Origin of the sequence: Arcobacter cryaerophilus gv. crypticus (assembly GCF_002993025.1) — a bacterium.
Classification (GTDB): Bacteria; Campylobacterota; Campylobacteria; order Campylobacterales; family Arcobacteraceae; genus Aliarcobacter; species Aliarcobacter cryaerophilus_B.
Genome location: NZ_NXGI01000002.1, coordinates 423,180 through 442,393, shown reverse-complemented (window position 1 = coordinate 442,393; position 19,214 = coordinate 423,180). Strand labels below are relative to the sequence as shown.

Genomic DNA, 19,214 nt, shown 5'->3' with positions numbered 1-19,214 from the left:
ATTTCAATGGAACTGTTTCTAAAAATATTAGAACAATTGATTGAATCTACTCAAATTGTCAAGAGAAATAAAGATTTAGAACAAATCATACTAATGCTCAGGCTTTACACTAAAAAACAGTTAGGTTTTATGTGCGAAAGTTGAGTAATTTATCAAAATAATCTTTTAAAACTATTAGAAGAACTCCAAATAAAATAAAAACTATTCCAATAACTAAGAAAAAAGTTATTTTTTCATTAAAAACATAAACTCCAATTAGTACAGCAGTTAAAGGTTCTAATGCTCCTAAAATAGATGCACTTGTTGAACCTATAATTTGAATTGCTTTTATTAGAAATAGTAATGAGATAATTGTAGGAACAAGAGCTAAAAATATTGTATAAAACCACATATTGAAGTTTACTAAAGGCATTATATTTAAACTACTATCAAAAAATGAGTGTATTAAAATAGTTATTGTACAAAAGAGCATTGAGTAAAAAGTAACTTTTAGTGCAGATATTTTTAGATATTGGTTTATAATAACTATATAAATAGCATAGCACAATGATGAAACTATTACTAAAAATATCCCAAAATTACTAACATTTGCTCCATCGCTTTCATATAGTAAAATGACTCCTAAAAATGCAAAAACTATAGACAAAATAGTTATTATTGAATTTTTCTCTTTAAAAAATAGTGCCATTATAATTGCTACAAATATAGGATAAACAAATAAAACAGTCGAGGCAAGTCCAGCATCCATATATAAGAAAGAGTTAAATAAACTAATTGCAGAAATTCCAAATAATAAGCCCAAAAAAGCTAAAAATATAATTTCTTTAAATCTTAAATAAAAAGAATCTTTTTTGATAAGCATAAAAATTGCTAATAAAATAGAGGCAAAAATAAATCTATAAAAAATTACAGAGTTTACATTTAATCCCTCTTCATATAAAAAAAGTGCTCCTAATGGGTTCATTCCATAGCAAATAGCAGAGATAATAGCTAGTATAACTCCTTTTGTTTGTAAACTCAAAAATATCCTTTAATTTTTTTACGGATTTTACTCAAAGAACTCTTATTTTAGGGTTTAAGAGATATTTTTATACAATTGCGATTTAAAATTTAGGAGTAAAAATGAGAAAAATAATAACTTCAACTATTTTAGTTGGACTTTTATCTTCTGCCTTTGCAATGGATACAAAAATTTATGCAGGAGCAAGTGCTGCAAAAATTGATAATCATAGCTATACACAATACAATATTGGTCACAATACTGGTACAAAACTTGATAATAATATTATTTTAGCTTTTGGAAATAGTTTAGGCTATGGAAGAGTTAAAACAGGTCTTAGTGCAACAACAGTTGATATGGATGGAAAAGTTGGTTATGAGTTTGTTCAAAATTTAATTGCTTATGGAATTGGTTCTGGAGCAGTTCAATTTTATGATGATAGTACATATACAGGTTTAGGATATGGTGCTGCTTTAGAGTATAGAATTAGCCAAACTGTTTCAGTAGAAGGTTCATACAAAACTATGAGTATGAGTAAAAGTAATCATAGCTATGATTATGATACAGCAAATTTAGGTGTTAAATTTGGATTTTAGAAGCTATTTAGCTTCTAAATTATCAATCTTCAGGTGAGTTTATCATCCACATAGAGAAGATATCTAAATAGTTCCAAAAAGATTTTTTTAAATCTTCAGGAATATCCAAATCTTTTAAAATCTCAATATAACACTCAAGCCAAACTCTTCTAGCCTTTGGAGTTATTTTAAAAGGTGCATGTCTTTTTACCATCATAGGATTTCCTCTATGTTGATTAAAGTAGTCAGGACCTCCACAAATTTGTATAAAAAAATCTGCTGAGTTTATTTTTGCTTGTTCAAACTCTTCATCATCTTGAGGAAACAAATCTTTTATTGAACTTTTTTTTAGTAAATCGTAGTGTTTCGATATAATTTGTCTAAGTCCATCTTCTTTAATAGTTTCTAAAAATTTTAATGATGGTTTTTCAACAGCTGGTCTTGTTCCAAAAATTGCTTCTGATATTTTAAATTCCATTTTATAACCTTTTTTAATTAAATTGTTTTCAAAAGTTTGGAATATTACAATAAATAGCATATTAATCTCTTTATTAAATATTTTGTGTGATAAAATACAAAATTATATTTTAAAGGTTTTTATGCAAGATTTAACAAACACAGTTGAGTGCTATAGCTGTGGATTATTTGTACAAAAAAATGTTTCATCAAATTTTACTCAAAGATGTCCTAGATGTGATAGTAAATTAAAAGATGAAAATAATCACTCGATTGATTCACTTTTTTTTGCAATATCTAGTTTGATGTTATTTTTAATTTTATGTTTATACCCTATTTTAAGCCTAAACTTAAATGCTCAAAGCTTAGATGCAAATATTTTAAAAACTGTGTATGTATTGTTTGAACAAGATTTTTTTATAGTATCTTTTTTAGTTTTATTTACAATTATTTTAGCTCCTGTTTTAAACTCAATTATAATAATTTTAGTATTTTTTCAAATAAAGTTTAAAAAAGAGATTTTTAAAAAATCACTTTTATATGACTCTTACTATTTTTTTAAAAATTGGGGTTTTATGGAAGTTTTTATTGTAAGCCTTATTGTTACATACATAAAACTTATTGGAATGGTTAGTAATACAAAATTTGATATAGGTTTTTATATTTTACTTGGCTATATTTTTTGTTTTATTATGTCTCATTTAAGATTTGATGCAACTGTTATTTTGGATAATTAAATGGTTTTAATCTCTTGTAAAAACTGCAAAAAAGTATATAAAAAAGAAAATTATGACTCTTTTTTATGCGATAGATGTAATCATATAGTAAAAAAAAGAGTTGATAACTCTTTACAAATATCACTAGCTTTAACCATTTGTGCAATGCTTTTGTATATTCCAGCAATGGTTTATCCAATGATGGTAGTAACACAATTTGGTGTAAATTTAGAAAGTACAATTATTGAAGGTATTATTAGCTTTTTAGAGCATGGAAGTTATTTTATAGCATTTGTAATATTTATAGCAAGTGTTGCTATTCCTATAGTAAAACTATTTGCACTATTTTTTATATTTTTATCTTTGAAAATAAATGTAAAAATGACAAATAAAACAAAGATTTTGATATATAAATACATTGAAGCAATTGGAAAATGGTCAATGATAGATATTTATGTAGTTGCTTTAATGGCATCAATAGTTCAATTAGATGAGCTATTTAATATAAAAGGTGGAGTTGCTGCAACATCTTTTTCTTTAATGGTAATAATTACAATATTTGCAGCACATAGATTTGATACAAGGATAATTTGGGATGAAAAAAGAGATTAGTGAAAATATAAATGAGCCAGTTGTGTATTTAGCAAAAGAACAAAAAAATAATAAAATATCTCCTATTTGGATACTTCCACTTATAATTTTAGGAATTCTTGCATTTATTGCTTATGATACATATTCTAAAAAAGGAACAAATATTGTTGTATATTTCAAAAGTGCTGAAGGCTTAAAAGAGAATATTACAACTTTGGAATATAAAGGTTTGGCATTAGGAAAAGTTACAAAAATATCTATTCATGATGATTTAAAAAATGTTGCTGTTAATATTTTAGTAAATAGTGATGTTGCAAAATATGTAGCAAATGAAGGTTCAAAATTTTGGATAAAAAAACCAACTGTATCTTTGACAAAAATTTCAGGACTTAGCACTCTAATAAGTGGTTATAAAATAGAGTTATCACCAAACTTTAATCTAGAAAATACAAAACCACAATGGTATTTTACAGGTTTTGATTCTGCTCCTGATGATGAATTTGAAGAGAATGGTTATTATATATCTTTATTAATGAATGATAAAGATAATGTAGATGTTGGAACTCCTATTTTTTATAATAAATACCAAATAGGTGAAATTGTTTCAAAAGAGTTTAAAGATGAACAACTTTATGCAAGTGCTTATATTTATGATAAATATAACTACTTAGTAAATAAAAGTTCAAAATTTATAATGAATGAGGCATTAAAAGTAAATTATGGTGCTAGTGGATTAAATATTGAAGTAAGCTCACTATATTCAGCTTTAGTTGGTGGAATTACAGTTGTAACAAGTATAAAAGATGATGCAAAAATTGAAAAAAATGAGATTTATACTCTTTTTTCTTCAAAAGATGATTTAAGAAAAAAAGTTAACTTCACTATTGATTTTAATGAAGGAAAAATCGATGAAAATACTTCAATACTATACAAAGGTATTCAAATAGGAAAAATATCAAATGTAAAAATACAAGATGATATATTAGCTACAAAAGCTTATGTTTATGAAGAGTACAAATATCTTCTTACAAAAAATAGTCGTTTTATTATTGAAGAACCAACTATATCATTTGATGGTATAAAAAACTTAGGAAATATCATAAAAGGAAATTATCTATCTTTGGATTATCAAGAAGGAGAATTTTCTGATAAATTTTTGGGTATTTCTAAAAAAGATTTAAAAAAGAGTTTAAATGCTATAAAAATTGATTTAATCTCAGATAATTTAAACTCTATAAATGAAAGATCAAAAATATATTTTAAAAATATAGAAATAGGAAGAGTTGAATCTTATAAATTAAGTAATGATTATAAAAATGTAAGAATTTCTATATTAATAGATGATAAATATAAAGATTTAATAAATAATAGTAGTAAATTTTATGATATGAGTTCAAAACTTTTAGAGATAAAAAATTTTGATATGAACATAAATTATAGTGGAGTAGAAAAAACTCTAAATGGTGGAATAGCTCTTGTAGCAAATGAAGTTAATACAAAACTTACAAAAAAAGAGTTTGAACTATTTGGTAGTTATAAAGATATTCAAAGAGAAAAAAGAGATAAAACTAATGGTTTTATAGTTTATTCGCAGTTTGATAATAGCTTTGTTTTAAAAGAAGATATGGCAATAGTATATAAAAATCAAGAGATAGGTTTTGTAAAAAATATTAATTTTAATGATAAAAATTCAAAAGTAGAACTTTTTATTTATGAAGATTTTAAAAAATTCATAACAAATAAAAGTAGATTTTATAAAAAACCAAAGCTTGAATTAAATGCTAGTTTAAGTGGGATAATTTTTGAATTAGATAGTTTTTCATCACTAATTGATGGTTCAATAGAACTTGATAATAGTTCAAACACTCCACTTGGAAATAGAGTTTTATATTCAAGTTTTGATGAGATGCAACTAGCAACAAATATGGTAACTATTATTTTTGATGATGTTGAAGGGCTTCAAGAAAATTTCTCAAAAATTATTTACAAAGGTGCAAATATTGGAAAAGTTAAAAAAATATCTCTTAATAAAAATCAAAAAGTTGAAGTACAAGCAATAATTGAAAAAGATTTTAAAGAGTTTGCAAAAGAGGGAACAATTTTTTATCTAAAAAAACCTAGAATATCTTTTCAAGAGATTGCAAATGCAGGTTCGACTATTATGGCTGTAAATATTGGTGTAATAAAAAGTAATATCAGTAAAAATAATTTACCACAAACTGGTTTTAATGGTTTTGATAAAGAACCATCTGTTAATTCTCATTTCGGAACGATAATAAAAGTAGAAGATAAAACAGCATCTAGTGTAAATGTTGATTCTCCTGTTTATTATAAAAATGTACAAATAGGAAAAGTTTTAAAAGTTGATTTAAGTAGTGATGCTTCAAGAGTTGTAATTGATTGTTTAATCTATGATAAATATAAAAAATTTGTAAGAAAGAATTCTCAATTTTATGATATTAGTGGTTTTGAAATGGAATTTTCTCTTTTTACAGGTTCAAAAGTTGAGTCAAATACATTTACAAGTATTATAAAAGGTGGTTTAGTAATTGTCACTCCTTATGAATACAACGAAGTTGCAAATTCAAATGATATTTTTACTTTACATAAAACATTAAGAGAAGATTGGAAAACTATAAGTCCTAGTATTAAATAAAATTTTAAAGATGATTTAAGTTATAAAAAAATAGAATACTTAACCAAAGGAAAAACTTTTTCCTTTAATTTAAGGAGGATATTTATATGAAAAAAACAATGACAACAACAGGTGGAAATCCAATTGCTGATAACCAAAACTCATTAACAGCAGGTGAAAGAGGTCCTGTATTATTACAAGATTATCAATTAATTCAAAAATTAGCACATCAAAATAGAGAGAGAATTCCTGAAAGAGTAGTTCATGCAAAAGGAAGTGGAGCTTTTGGAGTTTTAGAAATAACAGAAGATATTTCAAAATATACAAAAGCAAAAGTTTTACAAAAAGGTGAAAAAACAAAACTACTTTTAAGATTTTCAACAGTTGCAGGTGAGAGAGGTGCTGCTGATGCTGAAAGAGATGTAAGAGGTTTTGCTCTTAAATTTTATACAAAAGAGGGAAATTGGGATTTAGTTGGAAATAATACTCCAGTATTTTTCGTGCGAGATGCTTATAAATTCCCTGATTTTATTCATACTCAAAAAAGAGACCCACAAACAAACTTAAGAAGTAACACTGCAATGTGGGATTTTTGGAGTTTAAGTCCTGAATCTCTTCATCAAGTTACAATTTTAATGTCAGATAGAGGATTGCCAAAATCATTTAGAAATGTAAATGGATACGGTTCTCATACATATAGTTTAATCAACTCAAAAAATGAGAGATTTTGGGTTAAATTTCACTTCAAAACTCTTCAAGGAATAGAAACTATTACAAATAAAGAAGCAGAAGCAATAGTTGGAAATGATAGAGAATCAAATCAAAGAGATTTGTTTGAAAATATCGAAAAAGGAAATTTTCCAAAATGGAGTTTTGAGATTCAAATTATGAGTGATGAACAAGTAAAAAAATGTTCATTTAATCCATTTGATTTAACAAAAGTTTGGCCTCATGGTGATTATCCAATGATTAAAGTTGGAACTATGACTTTAAATGAAAATCCAAAAAACTATTTTGCTCAAGTTGAACAAGCTTCATTTAGCCCATCAAATATAGTTCCTGGAATCTCTTATTCACCTGATAAGATGCTGCAAGCTAGAATATTCTCATATCCAGATGCTCAAAGATATAGAGTTGGAACTCACTATGAAGATTTGCCTGTAAATAGACCAATTGTAGAGGTAAATACATATAATCTTGATGGAAGTATGAACTATAAAGTAAAAGAGCCTACAAAGGCGTTTTATGAGCCAAATAGCTTTGATGGACCTATTGAAGATGCAAGTTATTTAGAACCAGATTTAGATCTGCAAGGAGCAGCTTCTAGATATGATCATAAAGTTGGAAATGATGATTTTTCACAAGTAAGAGCTTTGTTTAACTTAATGAGTCAAAATCAAAAAGAGCAACTATTTTCAAATATAAAAGATGCAATGGACACAGTTCCTAGAAATATTGTAGATAGACAAATTGCACTTTTTGAGCAAGTTCATCCTGAATATGCAAATGGTGTTAAAAAAGCTTTAGGAATATAGGTTTTTATATGGAAGCCTCACAAGAAGAGTTAAAGCGATATGAAGAGCTACAAGTTTTTGCTCTTGATTTTGCAAGAGTTGGAAAAACGCAAGATTTAAAAGCTATGCTTGAAGCTGGAATGAGTGTTAATTTAGAAGACCATAAAGGTAATACTCTTTTGATGTTAGCTTCATATAATGGAAATTTTGAAACTACTAAAATGCTTCTAGAGTTTGGTGCAGAAGTAGATAAAAAAAATGATAAAGGACAAACACCACTTGCTGGTGTTTGTTTCAAAGGTTACTTTGATATTGTAAAAATACTTGTTGAATCTGGTGCAAACATAGAAGAAAACAATGGAATGGGCACAACTGCTATAACATTTGCTTCAATGTTTGGACATACAAAAATTGTTGAATATCTAAACAAACAAGATAAAAATATAAGTTTTAAATCAAAATTTTATTTAATATTCTCAAAACTTATTGGGCTTTTTAAAAAGAATAAATAATATCTGTTTTATAAATTTTTATTACTAATTAGTAATTAACTTAAGAATAAACTAGCTACAATTCTAAAAATTTTTAAAGGATTAATTATGAACTGTTGTGAAAACAAACTATCTTGTATGCTAAATGAAGATATAGGAAAACTAATTTTAAGAGTAAGTATAGCAGGACTTATGCTATTTCACGGATTTTTTAAGTTATTTAATGGAATAGATGGAATTAAATTTTTAGTTAATCAAGCTGGATTACCAGAATTTTTTGCTTATGGTGTATATTTAGGAGAGATTGTATTTCCTATTTTGATAATCATTGGATTATTTACTAGAATTTCATCTCTGTTTTTTGCTTTAACTATGGTTTTTGCTATATTTTTAGCTCACAGTAATGATATTTTTGTTTTAGGAAAAACTGGTGGACCAGTTATTGAGTTAGCTTTAATTTATCTTTTGGCTTCTATTTCTATTATGTTTATTGGAGCTGGTAAATTTAGTCTTGATGCTAAATGTACAAAAAAGTGTAATAAAGAATAAATTAAAATAATATTTTAATTTTATATATTAAAAGTATGGAAAAAATCCATACTTTTTTTATGCTAAATGTTTAGCAACTACATCCCAATTTACAAGTTTCCAGAAATTTTCTAAAAATTTTGGTCTTGCATTTCTTGTATCAATATAGTATGCATGTTCCCAAACATCACATGTTAAAACTGGTTTTAAACCATCAGTTATAGGACATCCAGCATTTGAAGTTGCAACAATTTTTAACTCACCTTTATCAAGAACTAACCAAGCCCATCCTGAACCAAATTGTCCAATAGCTTTAGCTGTAAACTCCTCTTTAAATTTATCAACACTTCCAAAAGCTTTTGTTAAAGCTGCTTCAACACTAGCTGGAATTGCACCTTGAGTTGGAGTTAGACCATTAAAAAAGAAATCATGGTTAAATACTTGAGCAGAATTATTAAATAATCCACCTTCAGAATTTTTAATAATATCTTCAAGACTCATATCTTCAAATTTTGTACCAGCAATTAGGTTATTTAAGTTTGTAACATAAGTGTTATGATGCTTTCCGTGATGATACTCCAAAGTCTCATCTGACATAAGTGGAGCTAAACTTGCATATGGTAATTTCATTAATTCGTGTTTCATATAATATCCTTTATTTAAATTTTAAAACCGTGTAGAATACAATTTTTTTAATTTGCTTTGACTTAAAATATATTAACTATATTGATATGGTTTTATATCAAATTCTTGCAAAACTGAATAGATATGGTCAAAAATATCTGATTGTATATTTTCATAATCAGCCCAAACTGTTGTAGAAGTAAAACAATATATTTCAAGTGGAATTCCATATTCATCTGGAGATAGTTGTCTCACCATTATTGTCATATCTTTATTTATATTTGGATGATTTTTTAAATATGTCAAGATATAAGCTCTTAAAGTTCCAATATTTGTAAGTCTTCTTCCATTCATTGCAACACTTAAATCAAATTTATTTGATTCATTATAACTTTTTATCTCATTTACTTTCTCTTTTAAATATGGAGCTAAAAAATTTGCTTTTTCAAGTCTTTTTATATCATCTTCATTCAAAAATGTAATACTATGAAGATCTATCTTAATTGCTCTTTTTATTCTTCTTCCACCTGATTCTCTCATTCCTCGCCAGTTTTTAAAACTATCTGAAACCAAAGCATAAGTTGGAATAGTTGTAATTGTTTTATCAAAGTTTCTAACCTTTACAACATTTAATCCAATATCAAATACATCTCCATCTGCACCATATTTTGGCATTTCTATCCAATCTCCAATTTGAACCATTTTATTAGTTGAAAGTTGAAGTCCTGCTGTAAATCCCAAAATTGTATCTTTAAATACCAACATCAAAACAGCTGACATGGCTCCAAGCCCACTTAATATTGCAACTGGTGATTTATCCATCAAAATTGATATGATATATATCAAACAAATTATTCCAAAAATTAATTTTATACTTTGAATAACTGTTTGCATATCAAAAAATGGTATTTTTGTTTTATTATAAAGAGTTTTAAATGTTTTATCTATTAACGAATATGTGGCTAAAAGACCAAAAACAACTATCCAAATAAGTGAAATAGTTATTAGAGTTTCATATATGAAACCTTCTACTACCCAAATATTTGTTTGCCAATAAACAACTAATCCTTGAAAAACTAAAGAGAGCCTTTCAAAAAGATTCTCTTCTAATAAAGCTGATGTTAAAAAGTTTTTCTTTTTATGATGAATTTTTTTTATACTATTTAAAGTTATTTTATGTAAAAGAAGGTGTATTAAAACTGCTGTTAATATAATTATAAATAAAATAGAGATACTCATAACCAAAAATGTTGGTTCAATTCCAAAATCTTTTAAAAAGTTTATTAAATATTGTTTCATTTTTTCTCCTAAAGGTAATTCTGAAATATAAAGCCTTTAGGCTTTATATTTATGCAAATGCAGGTTCTAAGAAAGGAATAATTTGTTTTTTTCTTGATAAACAACCATCTAACCAAATCTTATTATCTACAAGTTTACAGTTAAATGCTTTTTCAAAAATTGAAGTATCATCACTAGTTACTAAAATTTCGCTTCCCTCTTTCATAATATCAGTTAATAAAAGAGCAACAGTATGAAGATTGTTTTCTTCTTTTACTTTTTTAATATCAGCCATTAATTCATCTTTGATAGAATCAAATACACTTCCATCAACAACTTCAAGTTGACCAACTCCTACTTTAAATCCATGCATATCAAAGTTTTTATAATCTCTTAATACAAGCTCTCTTATTGGTGTTCCTAAAACTTCCGATTTTACTTTGAACATCTCCATACCAAGTGCTCCAAAATCTTCAATTCCACAAATTTTTGATAACTCTTTAACAACTTGAATATCAAGTGGTGTACAAGTTGGTGATTTAAAAATTACCGTATCACTTAAAATTGCACACATCATAATTGCAGCAATATTTGCAGGAATTTCAACTTTATGATAATCATACATCTCTTTAACAATTGTATTTGTACACCCAACTGGTCTAATCCAACACTCTAGTGGAGCTGATGTTGTTATGTCTCCTAGTTTGTGATGATCTACAATTCCAACAACCGTTGTTTTATCTAAATCTTGTGGAGCTTGAGCAATATCTGAATAATCTGTAATAAAAAGCTCATCACCTGCAAAAGATGTTTTTAAAACTGGTGCTTCAAAACCAAACTTATCTAAAATAAATTTTGTCTCAGGATTTAGCTCTCCTTGTCTTGCAGGTATTGCAGGACGACCAATTTTGTTTAAAAGGTAAGCTAAAGATATAGCTGAACAAACTGAATCAGAATCAGGGATAATATGCCCACATGTATATAATGTCATTTATTAAATCCTATTTTTAAAATTTTATGGATTTTAGCTAAAAGTTGGTAATTTTTCTTTTAAAGATATTTTTTATATATATAACTTTAACTTCACTTTATAAAAATATCTTTATTTTCTATTTGTGATTATATAATTTTTCTAGTTTTCTTCTAATTTCATGTAAATCAAATAATATATCTTTAAGCAATCTAACTTCTGTACTACTTTCTCCTTTTTGTTTATTTTTACTTGATATATTTTCAAGCTTAAAAATAAATTTTACTAAAATTTTATGTACATCATCAATTTTCATAAGGCTTTTCCTTGTTTTTACATAATATTATCCTATAGGATAAAGACTTATGGATGTAGATTTTAGTAACAGTTCAAAAGAAGAAATAGATAATTTTTATAAAACAATTTCAAATAATGTAAAAAAATATAGATTAAAAAATGAGTTGTCGCAAGAGAAACTAGCTCTTGATATAGGAATAAAATCAATTGCTTTTTACTCTAATTGTGAAAATAACCGATATAACAAAAGATTTAATTTAGAGCATTTATATAAGATTTCAAAAGCTTTAGATATAAAAATAGAGCAATTATTAGATTGTTAAGTTAATATTATGTATCTAAAAACTGCCCTAGTTCCCTGTTTTTTACAATCTTTTTATAATTTTTTACACTTCCATGCATAGATATATAAACTCCATTTTCTGTTTTAGAGTTTAAAAATCCAATAGATGTTGAGAAGTTTAAAGTAGCTTCTATTTTATTTATAGAAATAGGAATCATTGCTCCTGTTAAAACTATATTTTTATCTTTTATCTTTTCATCTAAATATAAAGCAGTTAAATCCATAGTATCTGTTCCATGAACTATAATGATATTTTCATTTTTACAATCTTTTATAGTTTTTACAATTAATTCTCTATCCGTATCATTCATCTGTAAACTATCTTTTGAAATAATATTTAAAACTTCAAAATCAATATTGTAGCAGTAACCTATAATCTCATCTAAAGCCAAACTATCTTTTGGAACTTCTAACTCTCCAGCTATGGGATTGTACCTTTTATTAAAAGTACCTCCCGTATTTATAACTGTGATTTTAGATTTTGTCATAGTTGTGAACCATATTTTTTGGTTGAAGTAATTCGTCTAACTCCTCTTTCTCAAATAGCTTCTCTTCAAGTAAAATATCATAAACTCTTTTTCCAGTTCTTAAAGCCTCTTTTGCAACAGCTGAACTTTTTTCGTAACCCAAAATTGGATTTAAAGAAGTTACTAAAGTTGCAGAGTTTAAAACATTATTCATACAAACTTCAGGATTTGCTGTAATTCCTTTAATACATTTTTCAGCAAGGCTCTCAAAGGCTCTTCTCATCATATTTATAGAGATAAATAGTTTATATGCAATTATTGGTTCAAATACGTTTAGTTGCAGTTGTCCATGCTCACTTGCCATTGAAATTGTAACATCAGCTCCAATCACATCAAATGCAACTTGATTTACAACTTCAGGCATAACTGGATTTACTTTTCCAGGCATTATTGAGCTTCCTGGTTGCATTGGTGGAAGATTTATTTCATTTAACCCAGCACGAGGTCCTGAGCTCAAAAGTCTTAAATCGTTACAAATTTTTGATACTTTTATAGCAATTGATTTAAATCTTCCAGATATATGTACAAAAGTACTTGTATCTTGAGTTGCTTCAATCATATCTCTTGCCATAAAATAATCTGTTTTTGTAACATCTTGTAAATGTTGAATTACAAGTTTTTGATATTCAGGTTTTGTATTTATTCCAGTTCCAATAGCTGTTGCTCCAAGATTTACCTCTTTTAGAAGTTCTTGAGCTTTTGAAAGCCTATTTATATCATCGTCAATCATTGTTGCATAAGTTTTAAACTCTTGACCTAAAGTCATTGGAACAGCATCTTGAAGTTGAGTTCTTCCCATTTTCAAAATGTCTTTAAACTCTACTGCTTTTCCATAAAAAGCATCTCTCAATATTTGAAGACTATCTTGTAGTTTAAAAATTAATTCATAAAGTGTAATTTTAATTGCAGTTGGATATGCATCATTTGTAGATTGACTCATATTTACATGATTGTTTGGATGAATAATACTATATGAACCTTTTGGATGTCCCAAAATCTCCAAAGCTATATTTGCAATAACTTCATTCGTATTCATATTTGTAGATGTACCTGCTCCTCCTTGAATTGGATCAACTATAAATTGATCATGAAATTCACCAGCAATAATTCTATCACAAGCTTGAACAATAGCATCTTTTTGGATTTGCGTTAAATCTCCAAGCTCAAAGTTAGTCAAAGCACAAGCTTTTTTTACTTTTGCAAGTGAGATAATAAAATTTGGGAAAAGGTTTATTCCAATTGTAGTAATATTAAAATTCTCTTTTGCTCTTAGAGTTTGTATTCCATAATACTTATCAAACTCTATCTCTTTTTCACCTAAAAAATCTTTCTCAATTCTGTGTAGTTTTTCCATATAAAATCCTTTAAAATTTAAAAGAAGTATAGAATAATCCTACACAAAAAAGTATTAAACTATTTTTTTATTAGTTCATCTACAATTTTTACTAAATAATTACTAGATATTTTTGCACTACTATTTAAAAACTCATCAAAATCAAAATTTGCTTCACCATTAGCACTATCACTAATTGCTCTAAGAATAAAAAATGGAATATTTAATGAATCACAAACAACAGCAACGCTAGCACCTTCCATCTCTAAAGCATCAGCATTAAAAGTTTTTTCAATAAACTCTTTTCTCTCATTTGAATGAACAAATTGATCACCTGTTGCAATAACTCCCTCAATAACTTTTAAGTTCTCATTCCCTGCTACTTTTTTCGCAATATCTAAAAGCTCTTTAGAACTATCAACAAAAACTTTTCCACCTGGAACAAAACCATTAGGATGTCCAAAAGCTGTAATATCTAAATCATGTTGACAAAGTTTTGTAGCAACTATTAAATCACCAATATTTAATTTTGGATTAATAGCACCTGCAACACCTGAAAAAAGTAAAGTATCACAAGAGAATTTTTGTAAAAGTGTACTTGCAGTTAAACTTGCAAATACTTTTCCAATTTTAGAGTGTGCAATTACAATATCAAGACCTTTGTAATTTACCTCATAATACTTATTATCTGCATACTCAATAGTTTTATAATCTTTAAAGAACTCTAAAAGAGGATCAATCTCCTCTTGCATAGCTCCCATAATTGCTAATTTAGTCATTTAAAACCTCTACTGTTTCATTTAAAGTTTTTATATCAGATACATTTAAAGTTGGTTTTTCAGAGCTTTTTTTATTTAAACCTTTTAAAACTGCACCATTTCCAAACTCGATATATAAATCAACTTTGCTATCATTAGCTTTGATTGATTGTTTATATTTTACAGGACTAATTAGTTGAGAAGATAATAGTTCAATTGCCTCATCTTTTGTATTGTAAACTTCAGCACTTACATTTGAAACAACATCTAAAAATTCATCATTTAAATATTCAAATAAATATGGTTTTAAATTTTCAACAGCACTTTGTAAAAGTTCACAGTGACTTGCAACGCTCATATCTAAAACTAATGCTCTTTTTGCACCAGCTGCTTTAAAAATATCAACTAATGATTCTAAATCAGCTTTAAGACCTGCAAGTACAAGCTGTCCATCCATATTGTAATTAGCTGGCCAAACTTTTTTTCCAGCTTCTCTTTGCTCTTTACAAATAGTCTCAACTGTTTCATCATTTAAACCTAATAGTGCCATCATTCCAGCACCACCACCACTACAAGCTTCGTTCATAAAAGTTCCTCTTTTATTTACAAGCTCGATTGCATCTAAATAATCAATTGCACCAGCAGCAACTAAAGCTGAAAACTCACCAAGAGAGTGACCTAGAACAAACTCTGGTTCAATCTTACATTTTTCTTTAAAAACTGCAAGAGCAATTGAGCTAACAAGTAAAATAGCAGGTTGAGTAAACTCAGTTTTTCCTAAATTATCATTCTCTTCAAATAGAAGTTTTTCAAAATCTATATTTAATCTTTCACTAGCTTTCTTTACCATATCTTTTGCAATATCACTATTTTCAAAAAAATCTCTTCCCATCCCAAAAGTTTGACTTCCTTGTCCAGGGAATATAAAAGCAACTTTTTTCATCTTAACCTCTTATATTAAAATTAAATTGCCCAAATGTATCTCTACACTTGGGCAATTTTTATAGTTTTTTTTATTTATAAAAATAAAATTAGTGGCAACCACATCCACCGTGTCCACCACCAGTTCCACAACCACCACCATGGCTATGTCCATGATCATCATGGTCATGAGAACCGCAACCACCACCGTGACCATGGTCATCGTGGTTATCTGAAGTTCCACAACCACCTCCACCACAACATCCGCCACCCATAGCAGCAAATCCACCAACAACACCTGATTGAATCTCTTCATCAGTTGCATCTCTTAAGCTTAAAATCGCAACTGAAAACATCAAAGTTTTTCCAGCCATTGGATGATTATAATCTATTGTTACATTTGTATCATCAAATGATTTTACAACAACTTGAACAGTTTCTCCATGCTCACCTTGACCATAAAGACTCATACCTTCAACTAATTCAATACCTGCGAATTGCTCTTTTGGTAAAGCTTGAACTGCTTCTTCATTGTACTCACCATAACCATCTTTAGCTTCAACTAAAACATCAGCTTCTTCATTTGCAGACATATTTACAAGTTTATCTTCTAAACCTTTTATTATTTGACCTTTACCTGAAACAAACTCTAGTGGAGCTTGTCCTACATTTGTATCTAACTGTTCACCAGTTTTTGCATCTTTTAGTGTATATTCTATTCCAATTACTTTATTTGACATTTTAATTCCTTTTATAATTTATTTAAATTTGTTTTAGCGGTTTTAGCTTCTTGACTCTTTGGATAAAGTTCTATTAAAGTACTGTAAAAGTTCTTAGCATTATCTTTATCTTTTGTATTTTCAAATGATATAGCACTATTTAGTAATAATGTTGGCATATAAGAAGCTTTATCATTAAGCATTGCTGACTTTTTGAAGTGAACAATAGCCTGATCATATTTTTTTCTTTTAAATAACATATCACCTAAATAGTAATTATTTTCAGCAGGTTTGTAGTTTATTTCAATTAGCTTTTCAAACTTTGGAATAGCATTATTATAAATTTTTGCATCATAATCTTTTTTGGCTTCTGCCATAAATTTTATTTTATCATCTGCAGTTTTAAGTTCAATAGAATTAATATTTGAAGTCGTATCAAGCAATTTTTCTTTTGGTTCAACTGTTGTTTTAGCAGATCCTTGTGGAGTTTTAATTCCCATAGCTTTTTTTACTGCTTCAAACTCTTCTCTAGTAACAAACTGCTGCATATTTTTTTCTAATTCTGTTGATGAAACATACTCTGCATTTATTTTATTAACCATAGTTGTTAATTTTGTAAGAGCTGCTTTTAAACTATTCAAATCTGATTGATTTACATTTGAAGCTTGCTCGTTAGAAGCTAAATCTGAAGATTGATTTAATTTTAAAGATAAATCATTTAATTTTTTTGAATCACCTTCATATGTAGACTCTAAGCCCTCTAATCTTCCATTAATAGATTTTACTAAACCATTAATTTCATCGAGTTTAGAAGATAAATTACTTATATTTGATTGATTTTTTAGTATATGTTTTTCAGATGCTGATAGTCCATATGAGCTATCTTGGTTAGATGCTCCATAAACCGAAACCTCTTCGGCTACGGTTAATGAAGTTATTACGAATAATAAAGGTATAATTTTTTTCATAAAAACTATTTTTCTAATTCGTGCTCAACTCTTCTGTTATCTGCCCAGCACTCTTTAGTTTTTTCAGTACAAACTGGATTGCTTTCACCTAAAGATACCATTGTAACATTAGTTTTTACACCATTTGCTACTAAAACATCTTTAACAGAATTTGCTCTTTTTAAACCTAAAGCATAATTGTACTCATCACTTCCCCATTCGTCAGTGTTTCCGAATACTTTAATTGTAGTATCAGAAGAAACTTGTGAAAGTTTAGAAGCATTGCTTACAGCCTTATCTTTATTAGCAGATGTTAAATTGTATTTATCAAAATCAAAATATACATGCTCTACTAAAACTCTTTGACCATTAATCATATAATAGTTTCCATTACCAGCTCTTTCTAAAAGAGTACCATCTTGGATTGGTGCTTCAACAGATGAACTATCTGGCGCTACAACATCATTTACATCAGCATTTTTTTCGCTACAACCTGTAGTAAATAGTAAAGCCGAAACTAAAACTGAATAAAGACCTAACTTTTTCATATTTTTCCTTAAAATAAAATTTTCAAAGAATATTACTAAAGTGAAACTTAATTATTGTTTATATTTTTTGTTTTTTTTCTAATATTTTATATGAATTGAACCTTTTTTAAGAAAAAAAGTAAATTTGAGAGAGATTTGATATTTTAGGGCATATAGCCCTAAAATATTTTAAAATTTTTACCAATCAATTGATTGAATTCTTTTACCTGCTAATGGAAATAAAAATGATTTATTATGCTCTAATCTAATTATACCAACAGAACTAATTCCATCAGTTTTTATAAACAAAACACTTTGTCCATCTGTAGAAAATTTTGGAAACTGATTTACACCACTTGAAGTCAATCTTTTTAGACTGTCTGATTTAGTTGAGATAAGATATAAATTAAAACTTTTACCTAACTCATTACTTGCATCTTTACTACTAAAAATTACATTATTTCCACTTGAAGTAACTGATGAGTTGTTATTACTATGAAAAACTAATCTTTCAACTCCACTTGAACCAATAGTTTGAGAAAAAATATTTGGATTTCCTAATCTGTCTGATACAAATACAATTTTACTATCATTTTCAACAAACTGCCCACCAACATCGATTCCACTAAAAGTTGTTATCTGTTTCTTTGCTCTTGTTCTTGTATCATATAAAAATACATCTGGTTGCCCTGTTGGAGATGCAGTTACTAAAAGTTTAGTTCCATCTGCACTTACATCTGAACAAGCTAACATACCATCTGAATCCATAATTACATCTTTACTTCTATTATATATATTTAATTTAACTAAAGTTGGTCTTTTATAGTTATATGATGTATAGTATATAGTTTTTTGCTCTTTGTCTGCCCATTTAGGAAATATATTAAGACCACCACTTACAACTCTTTTTTTATAAGTCAAAGTATAATCACCTATCATAATATCGGCTTTTCCTGGACCTTCATAAACTGAAAATACTACAAATCTATCCATCCAAGATATACTAGGAGCCTTAAAATGATCATTTATAGAAATTGCAGCTTTGTGAGCTAAAAATACAAATCTCTCTTCAAGTGAAGTTGTATAATTTTTTTCCAAAACCAAAGCTCTTGAATTTATATCATATAACTTTGTCATCAAAGTATAGTTACCATTTGCATCTTTTTTTGCTGAAAGATTTACAAATAAATTTATACCTTGATTTGATAATCCCAAAATATCTGGTAAACTATCATAAGCTGATACAGATGATATATTTGCAACCTCAAAGTGTCCACTTACATTAAAATCATCTATAAGTGCTTTTTTTATCTTACTTAAAGTATCTTTTTCTAAACTATCACTAGCAATTGAAACGCCAACTTTTGGTAAAACCATACCTTTTTTAACAATATCTAAGTGCCCATCAACTTCTGCAAAAACAGAGCTAATAAATATAGCTATTAATAAAAATATTTTTTTCAT

22 protein-coding genes are annotated in these 19,214 nt (G+C 27.4%); 8 read left to right on the top strand and 14 right to left on the bottom strand.

Annotated features, from left to right (window positions below; genetic code table 11):
- Window positions 1-127 precede the first annotated feature (127 nt).
- Window positions 128-1,021: a DMT family transporter gene (locus tag CJ670_RS02710; RefSeq protein WP_105938746.1), complete on the bottom strand. Its 894-nt coding sequence runs from the start codon at window positions 1,019-1,021 to the stop codon at window positions 128-130.
- Between the two features lie 101 nt (window positions 1,022-1,122).
- Here CJ670_RS02710 and CJ670_RS02705 point away from each other — a divergent pair, with 101 nt between their 5' ends.
- Window positions 1,123-1,596, top strand: coding sequence for an outer membrane beta-barrel protein (locus tag CJ670_RS02705; RefSeq protein WP_105912446.1), 474 nt, complete (start codon window positions 1,123-1,125; stop codon window positions 1,594-1,596).
- Window positions 1,597-1,618: 22 nt separating this feature from the next.
- Here CJ670_RS02705 and CJ670_RS02700 read toward each other — a convergent pair whose 3' ends face one another.
- On the bottom strand, window positions 1,619-2,053 hold the full coding sequence (locus CJ670_RS02700; protein WP_105938762.1) for a globin domain-containing protein: 435 nt from the start codon (window positions 2,051-2,053) through the stop codon (window positions 1,619-1,621).
- A 121-nt stretch (window positions 2,054-2,174) separates the two neighbouring features.
- On the opposite strand from CJ670_RS02700, the gene CJ670_RS02695 reads away from it, so the two are divergent.
- The 6 genes from CJ670_RS02695 (at window position 2,175) to CJ670_RS02670 (ending at window position 8,527) form a co-directional block, all read left to right on the top strand.
- Complete coding sequence (locus tag CJ670_RS02695) at window positions 2,175-2,768, top strand: paraquat-inducible protein A (protein WP_105938745.1); 594 nt, start codon at window positions 2,175-2,177, stop codon at window positions 2,766-2,768.
- Window positions 2,769-3,359, top strand: coding sequence for a paraquat-inducible protein A (locus CJ670_RS02690; protein WP_105938744.1), 591 nt, complete (start codon window positions 2,769-2,771; stop codon window positions 3,357-3,359).
- A complete protein-coding gene (locus tag CJ670_RS02685) occupies window positions 3,343-5,994 on the top strand; it encodes an MlaD family protein (protein WP_228154185.1) in 2,652 nt (883 codons plus the stop codon). The genes CJ670_RS02690 and CJ670_RS02685 overlap by 17 nt, the downstream gene beginning before the upstream one ends.
- Window positions 5,995-6,080: 86 nt before the next feature.
- On the top strand, window positions 6,081-7,508 hold the full coding sequence (locus CJ670_RS02680) for a catalase (protein ID WP_105938743.1): 1,428 nt from the start codon (window positions 6,081-6,083) through the stop codon (window positions 7,506-7,508).
- 8 nt (window positions 7,509-7,516) lie between these two features.
- Window positions 7,517-7,999 (top strand): ankyrin repeat domain-containing protein, encoded by a 483-nt coding sequence (locus tag CJ670_RS02675; protein WP_105938742.1) that lies wholly within the window; start codon window positions 7,517-7,519, stop codon window positions 7,997-7,999.
- A gap of 87 nt (window positions 8,000-8,086) precedes the next feature.
- Window positions 8,087-8,527 (top strand): DoxX family protein, encoded by a 441-nt coding sequence (locus CJ670_RS02670; protein WP_105910968.1) that lies wholly within the window; start codon window positions 8,087-8,089, stop codon window positions 8,525-8,527.
- A 57-nt stretch (window positions 8,528-8,584) separates the two neighbouring features.
- Here CJ670_RS02670 and CJ670_RS02665 read toward each other — a convergent pair whose 3' ends face one another.
- The 4 genes from CJ670_RS02665 to CJ670_RS10790 all read right to left on the bottom strand — a co-directional run bounded on the left by CJ670_RS02665 (window position 8,585) and on the right by CJ670_RS10790 (window position 11,694).
- A complete protein-coding gene (locus tag CJ670_RS02665) occupies window positions 8,585-9,151 on the bottom strand; it encodes a superoxide dismutase (protein WP_105938741.1) in 567 nt (188 codons plus the stop codon).
- A gap of 72 nt (window positions 9,152-9,223) precedes the next feature.
- Window positions 9,224-10,429, bottom strand: a complete 1,206-nt coding sequence (locus CJ670_RS02660) for a mechanosensitive ion channel family protein (protein WP_105938740.1) — start codon at window positions 10,427-10,429, stop codon at window positions 9,224-9,226.
- Between the two features lie 49 nt (window positions 10,430-10,478).
- On the bottom strand, window positions 10,479-11,399 hold the full coding sequence (locus CJ670_RS02655; RefSeq protein WP_105938739.1) for a manganese-dependent inorganic pyrophosphatase: 921 nt from the start codon (window positions 11,397-11,399) through the stop codon (window positions 10,479-10,481).
- Window positions 11,400-11,517: 118 nt separating this feature from the next.
- Window positions 11,518-11,694 carry a hypothetical protein gene (locus CJ670_RS10790; RefSeq protein WP_165785160.1) on the bottom strand — a complete coding sequence of 59 codons (177 nt, stop codon included), beginning with the start codon at window positions 11,692-11,694 and terminating at the stop codon, window positions 11,518-11,520.
- A gap of 49 nt (window positions 11,695-11,743) precedes the next feature.
- Here CJ670_RS10790 and CJ670_RS02650 point away from each other — a divergent pair, with 49 nt between their 5' ends.
- A complete protein-coding gene (locus tag CJ670_RS02650) occupies window positions 11,744-11,998 on the top strand; it encodes a helix-turn-helix domain-containing protein (RefSeq protein WP_105938738.1) in 255 nt (84 codons plus the stop codon).
- A 7-nt stretch (window positions 11,999-12,005) separates the two neighbouring features.
- Here CJ670_RS02650 and CJ670_RS02645 read toward each other — a convergent pair whose 3' ends face one another.
- The 8 genes from CJ670_RS02645 to tolB form a co-directional block, all read right to left on the bottom strand.
- Entirely contained in the window at window positions 12,006-12,506 is a 501-nt protein-coding gene (locus CJ670_RS02645; RefSeq protein ID WP_105938737.1) for an asparaginase domain-containing protein, read from the bottom strand.
- Window positions 12,493-13,899: an aspartate ammonia-lyase gene (gene aspA, locus CJ670_RS02640; protein ID WP_105910974.1), complete on the bottom strand. Its 1,407-nt coding sequence runs from the start codon at window positions 13,897-13,899 to the stop codon at window positions 12,493-12,495. Before aspA ends, CJ670_RS02645 begins: the two co-directional genes overlap by 14 nt.
- Window positions 13,900-13,958: 59 nt before the next feature.
- Window positions 13,959-14,657: a 5'-methylthioadenosine/adenosylhomocysteine nucleosidase gene (locus CJ670_RS02635; RefSeq protein WP_105910975.1), complete on the bottom strand. Its 699-nt coding sequence runs from the start codon at window positions 14,655-14,657 to the stop codon at window positions 13,959-13,961.
- On the bottom strand, window positions 14,650-15,579 hold the full coding sequence (gene fabD, locus CJ670_RS02630; protein ID WP_105938736.1) for an ACP S-malonyltransferase: 930 nt from the start codon (window positions 15,577-15,579) through the stop codon (window positions 14,650-14,652). The genes CJ670_RS02635 and fabD overlap by 8 nt, the downstream gene beginning before the upstream one ends.
- An 88-nt stretch (window positions 15,580-15,667) precedes the next feature.
- A complete protein-coding gene (locus CJ670_RS02625) occupies window positions 15,668-16,297 on the bottom strand; it encodes an FKBP-type peptidyl-prolyl cis-trans isomerase (protein WP_105910977.1) in 630 nt (209 codons plus the stop codon).
- 11 nt (window positions 16,298-16,308) lie between these two features.
- Complete coding sequence (locus tag CJ670_RS02620) at window positions 16,309-17,244, bottom strand: tetratricopeptide repeat protein (protein ID WP_105938735.1); 936 nt, start codon at window positions 17,242-17,244, stop codon at window positions 16,309-16,311.
- A 5-nt stretch (window positions 17,245-17,249) separates the two neighbouring features.
- The gene (locus CJ670_RS02615) at window positions 17,250-17,771 is read right to left on the bottom strand and encodes an OmpA family protein (protein ID WP_105910979.1); all 522 of its coding nucleotides are present in this window, start codon (window positions 17,769-17,771) and stop codon (window positions 17,250-17,252) included.
- A 177-nt stretch (window positions 17,772-17,948) separates the two neighbouring features.
- Window positions 17,949-19,214 carry a Tol-Pal system protein TolB gene (gene tolB / locus CJ670_RS02610; RefSeq protein ID WP_105910980.1) on the bottom strand — a complete coding sequence of 422 codons (1,266 nt, stop codon included), beginning with the start codon at window positions 19,212-19,214 and terminating at the stop codon, window positions 17,949-17,951.

Excerpts from the sequence above, each read along its gene's own strand:
- tolB (WP_105910980.1), bottom strand. The coding sequence starts at position 19,214 with ATGAAAAAAATATTTTTATTAATAGCTATATTTATTAGCTCTGTTTTT.
- CJ670_RS02675 (WP_105938742.1), top strand. The coding sequence starts at position 7,517 with ATGGAAGCCTCACAAGAAGAGTTAAAGCGATATGAAGAGCTACAAGTT.
- CJ670_RS02690 (WP_105938744.1), top strand. The coding sequence starts at position 2,769 with ATGGTTTTAATCTCTTGTAAAAACTGCAAAAAAGTATATAAAAAAGAA.
- CJ670_RS02625 (WP_105910977.1), bottom strand. The coding sequence starts at position 16,297 with ATGTCAAATAAAGTAATTGGAATAGAATATACACTAAAAGATGCAAAA.
- CJ670_RS02695 (WP_105938745.1), top strand. The coding sequence starts at position 2,175 with ATGCAAGATTTAACAAACACAGTTGAGTGCTATAGCTGTGGATTATTT.
- aspA (WP_105910974.1), bottom strand. The coding sequence starts at position 13,899 with ATGGAAAAACTACACAGAATTGAGAAAGATTTTTTAGGTGAAAAAGAG.
- CJ670_RS02635 (WP_105910975.1), bottom strand. The coding sequence starts at position 14,657 with ATGACTAAATTAGCAATTATGGGAGCTATGCAAGAGGAGATTGATCCT.
- CJ670_RS02700 (WP_105938762.1), bottom strand. The coding sequence starts at position 2,053 with ATGGAATTTAAAATATCAGAAGCAATTTTTGGAACAAGACCAGCTGTT.
- CJ670_RS10790 (WP_165785160.1), bottom strand. The coding sequence starts at position 11,694 with ATGAAAATTGATGATGTACATAAAATTTTAGTAAAATTTATTTTTAAG.
- CJ670_RS02615 (WP_105910979.1), bottom strand. The coding sequence starts at position 17,771 with ATGAAAAAGTTAGGTCTTTATTCAGTTTTAGTTTCGGCTTTACTATTT.
- CJ670_RS02670 (WP_105910968.1), top strand. The coding sequence starts at position 8,087 with ATGAACTGTTGTGAAAACAAACTATCTTGTATGCTAAATGAAGATATA.
- fabD (WP_105938736.1), bottom strand. The coding sequence starts at position 15,579 with ATGAAAAAAGTTGCTTTTATATTCCCTGGACAAGGAAGTCAAACTTTT.
- CJ670_RS02645 (WP_105938737.1), bottom strand. The coding sequence starts at position 12,506 with ATGACAAAATCTAAAATCACAGTTATAAATACGGGAGGTACTTTTAAT.
- CJ670_RS02655 (WP_105938739.1), bottom strand. The coding sequence starts at position 11,399 with ATGACATTATATACATGTGGGCATATTATCCCTGATTCTGATTCAGTT.
- CJ670_RS02650 (WP_105938738.1), top strand. The coding sequence starts at position 11,744 with ATGGATGTAGATTTTAGTAACAGTTCAAAAGAAGAAATAGATAATTTT.
- CJ670_RS02680 (WP_105938743.1), top strand. The coding sequence starts at position 6,081 with ATGAAAAAAACAATGACAACAACAGGTGGAAATCCAATTGCTGATAAC.
- CJ670_RS02705 (WP_105912446.1), top strand. The coding sequence starts at position 1,123 with ATGAGAAAAATAATAACTTCAACTATTTTAGTTGGACTTTTATCTTCT.
- CJ670_RS02685 (WP_228154185.1), top strand. The coding sequence starts at position 3,343 with ATGAAAAAAGAGATTAGTGAAAATATAAATGAGCCAGTTGTGTATTTA.
- CJ670_RS02660 (WP_105938740.1), bottom strand. The coding sequence starts at position 10,429 with ATGAAACAATATTTAATAAACTTTTTAAAAGATTTTGGAATTGAACCA.
- CJ670_RS02665 (WP_105938741.1), bottom strand. The coding sequence starts at position 9,151 with ATGAAACACGAATTAATGAAATTACCATATGCAAGTTTAGCTCCACTT.
- CJ670_RS02620 (WP_105938735.1), bottom strand. The coding sequence starts at position 17,244 with ATGAAAAAAATTATACCTTTATTATTCGTAATAACTTCATTAACCGTA.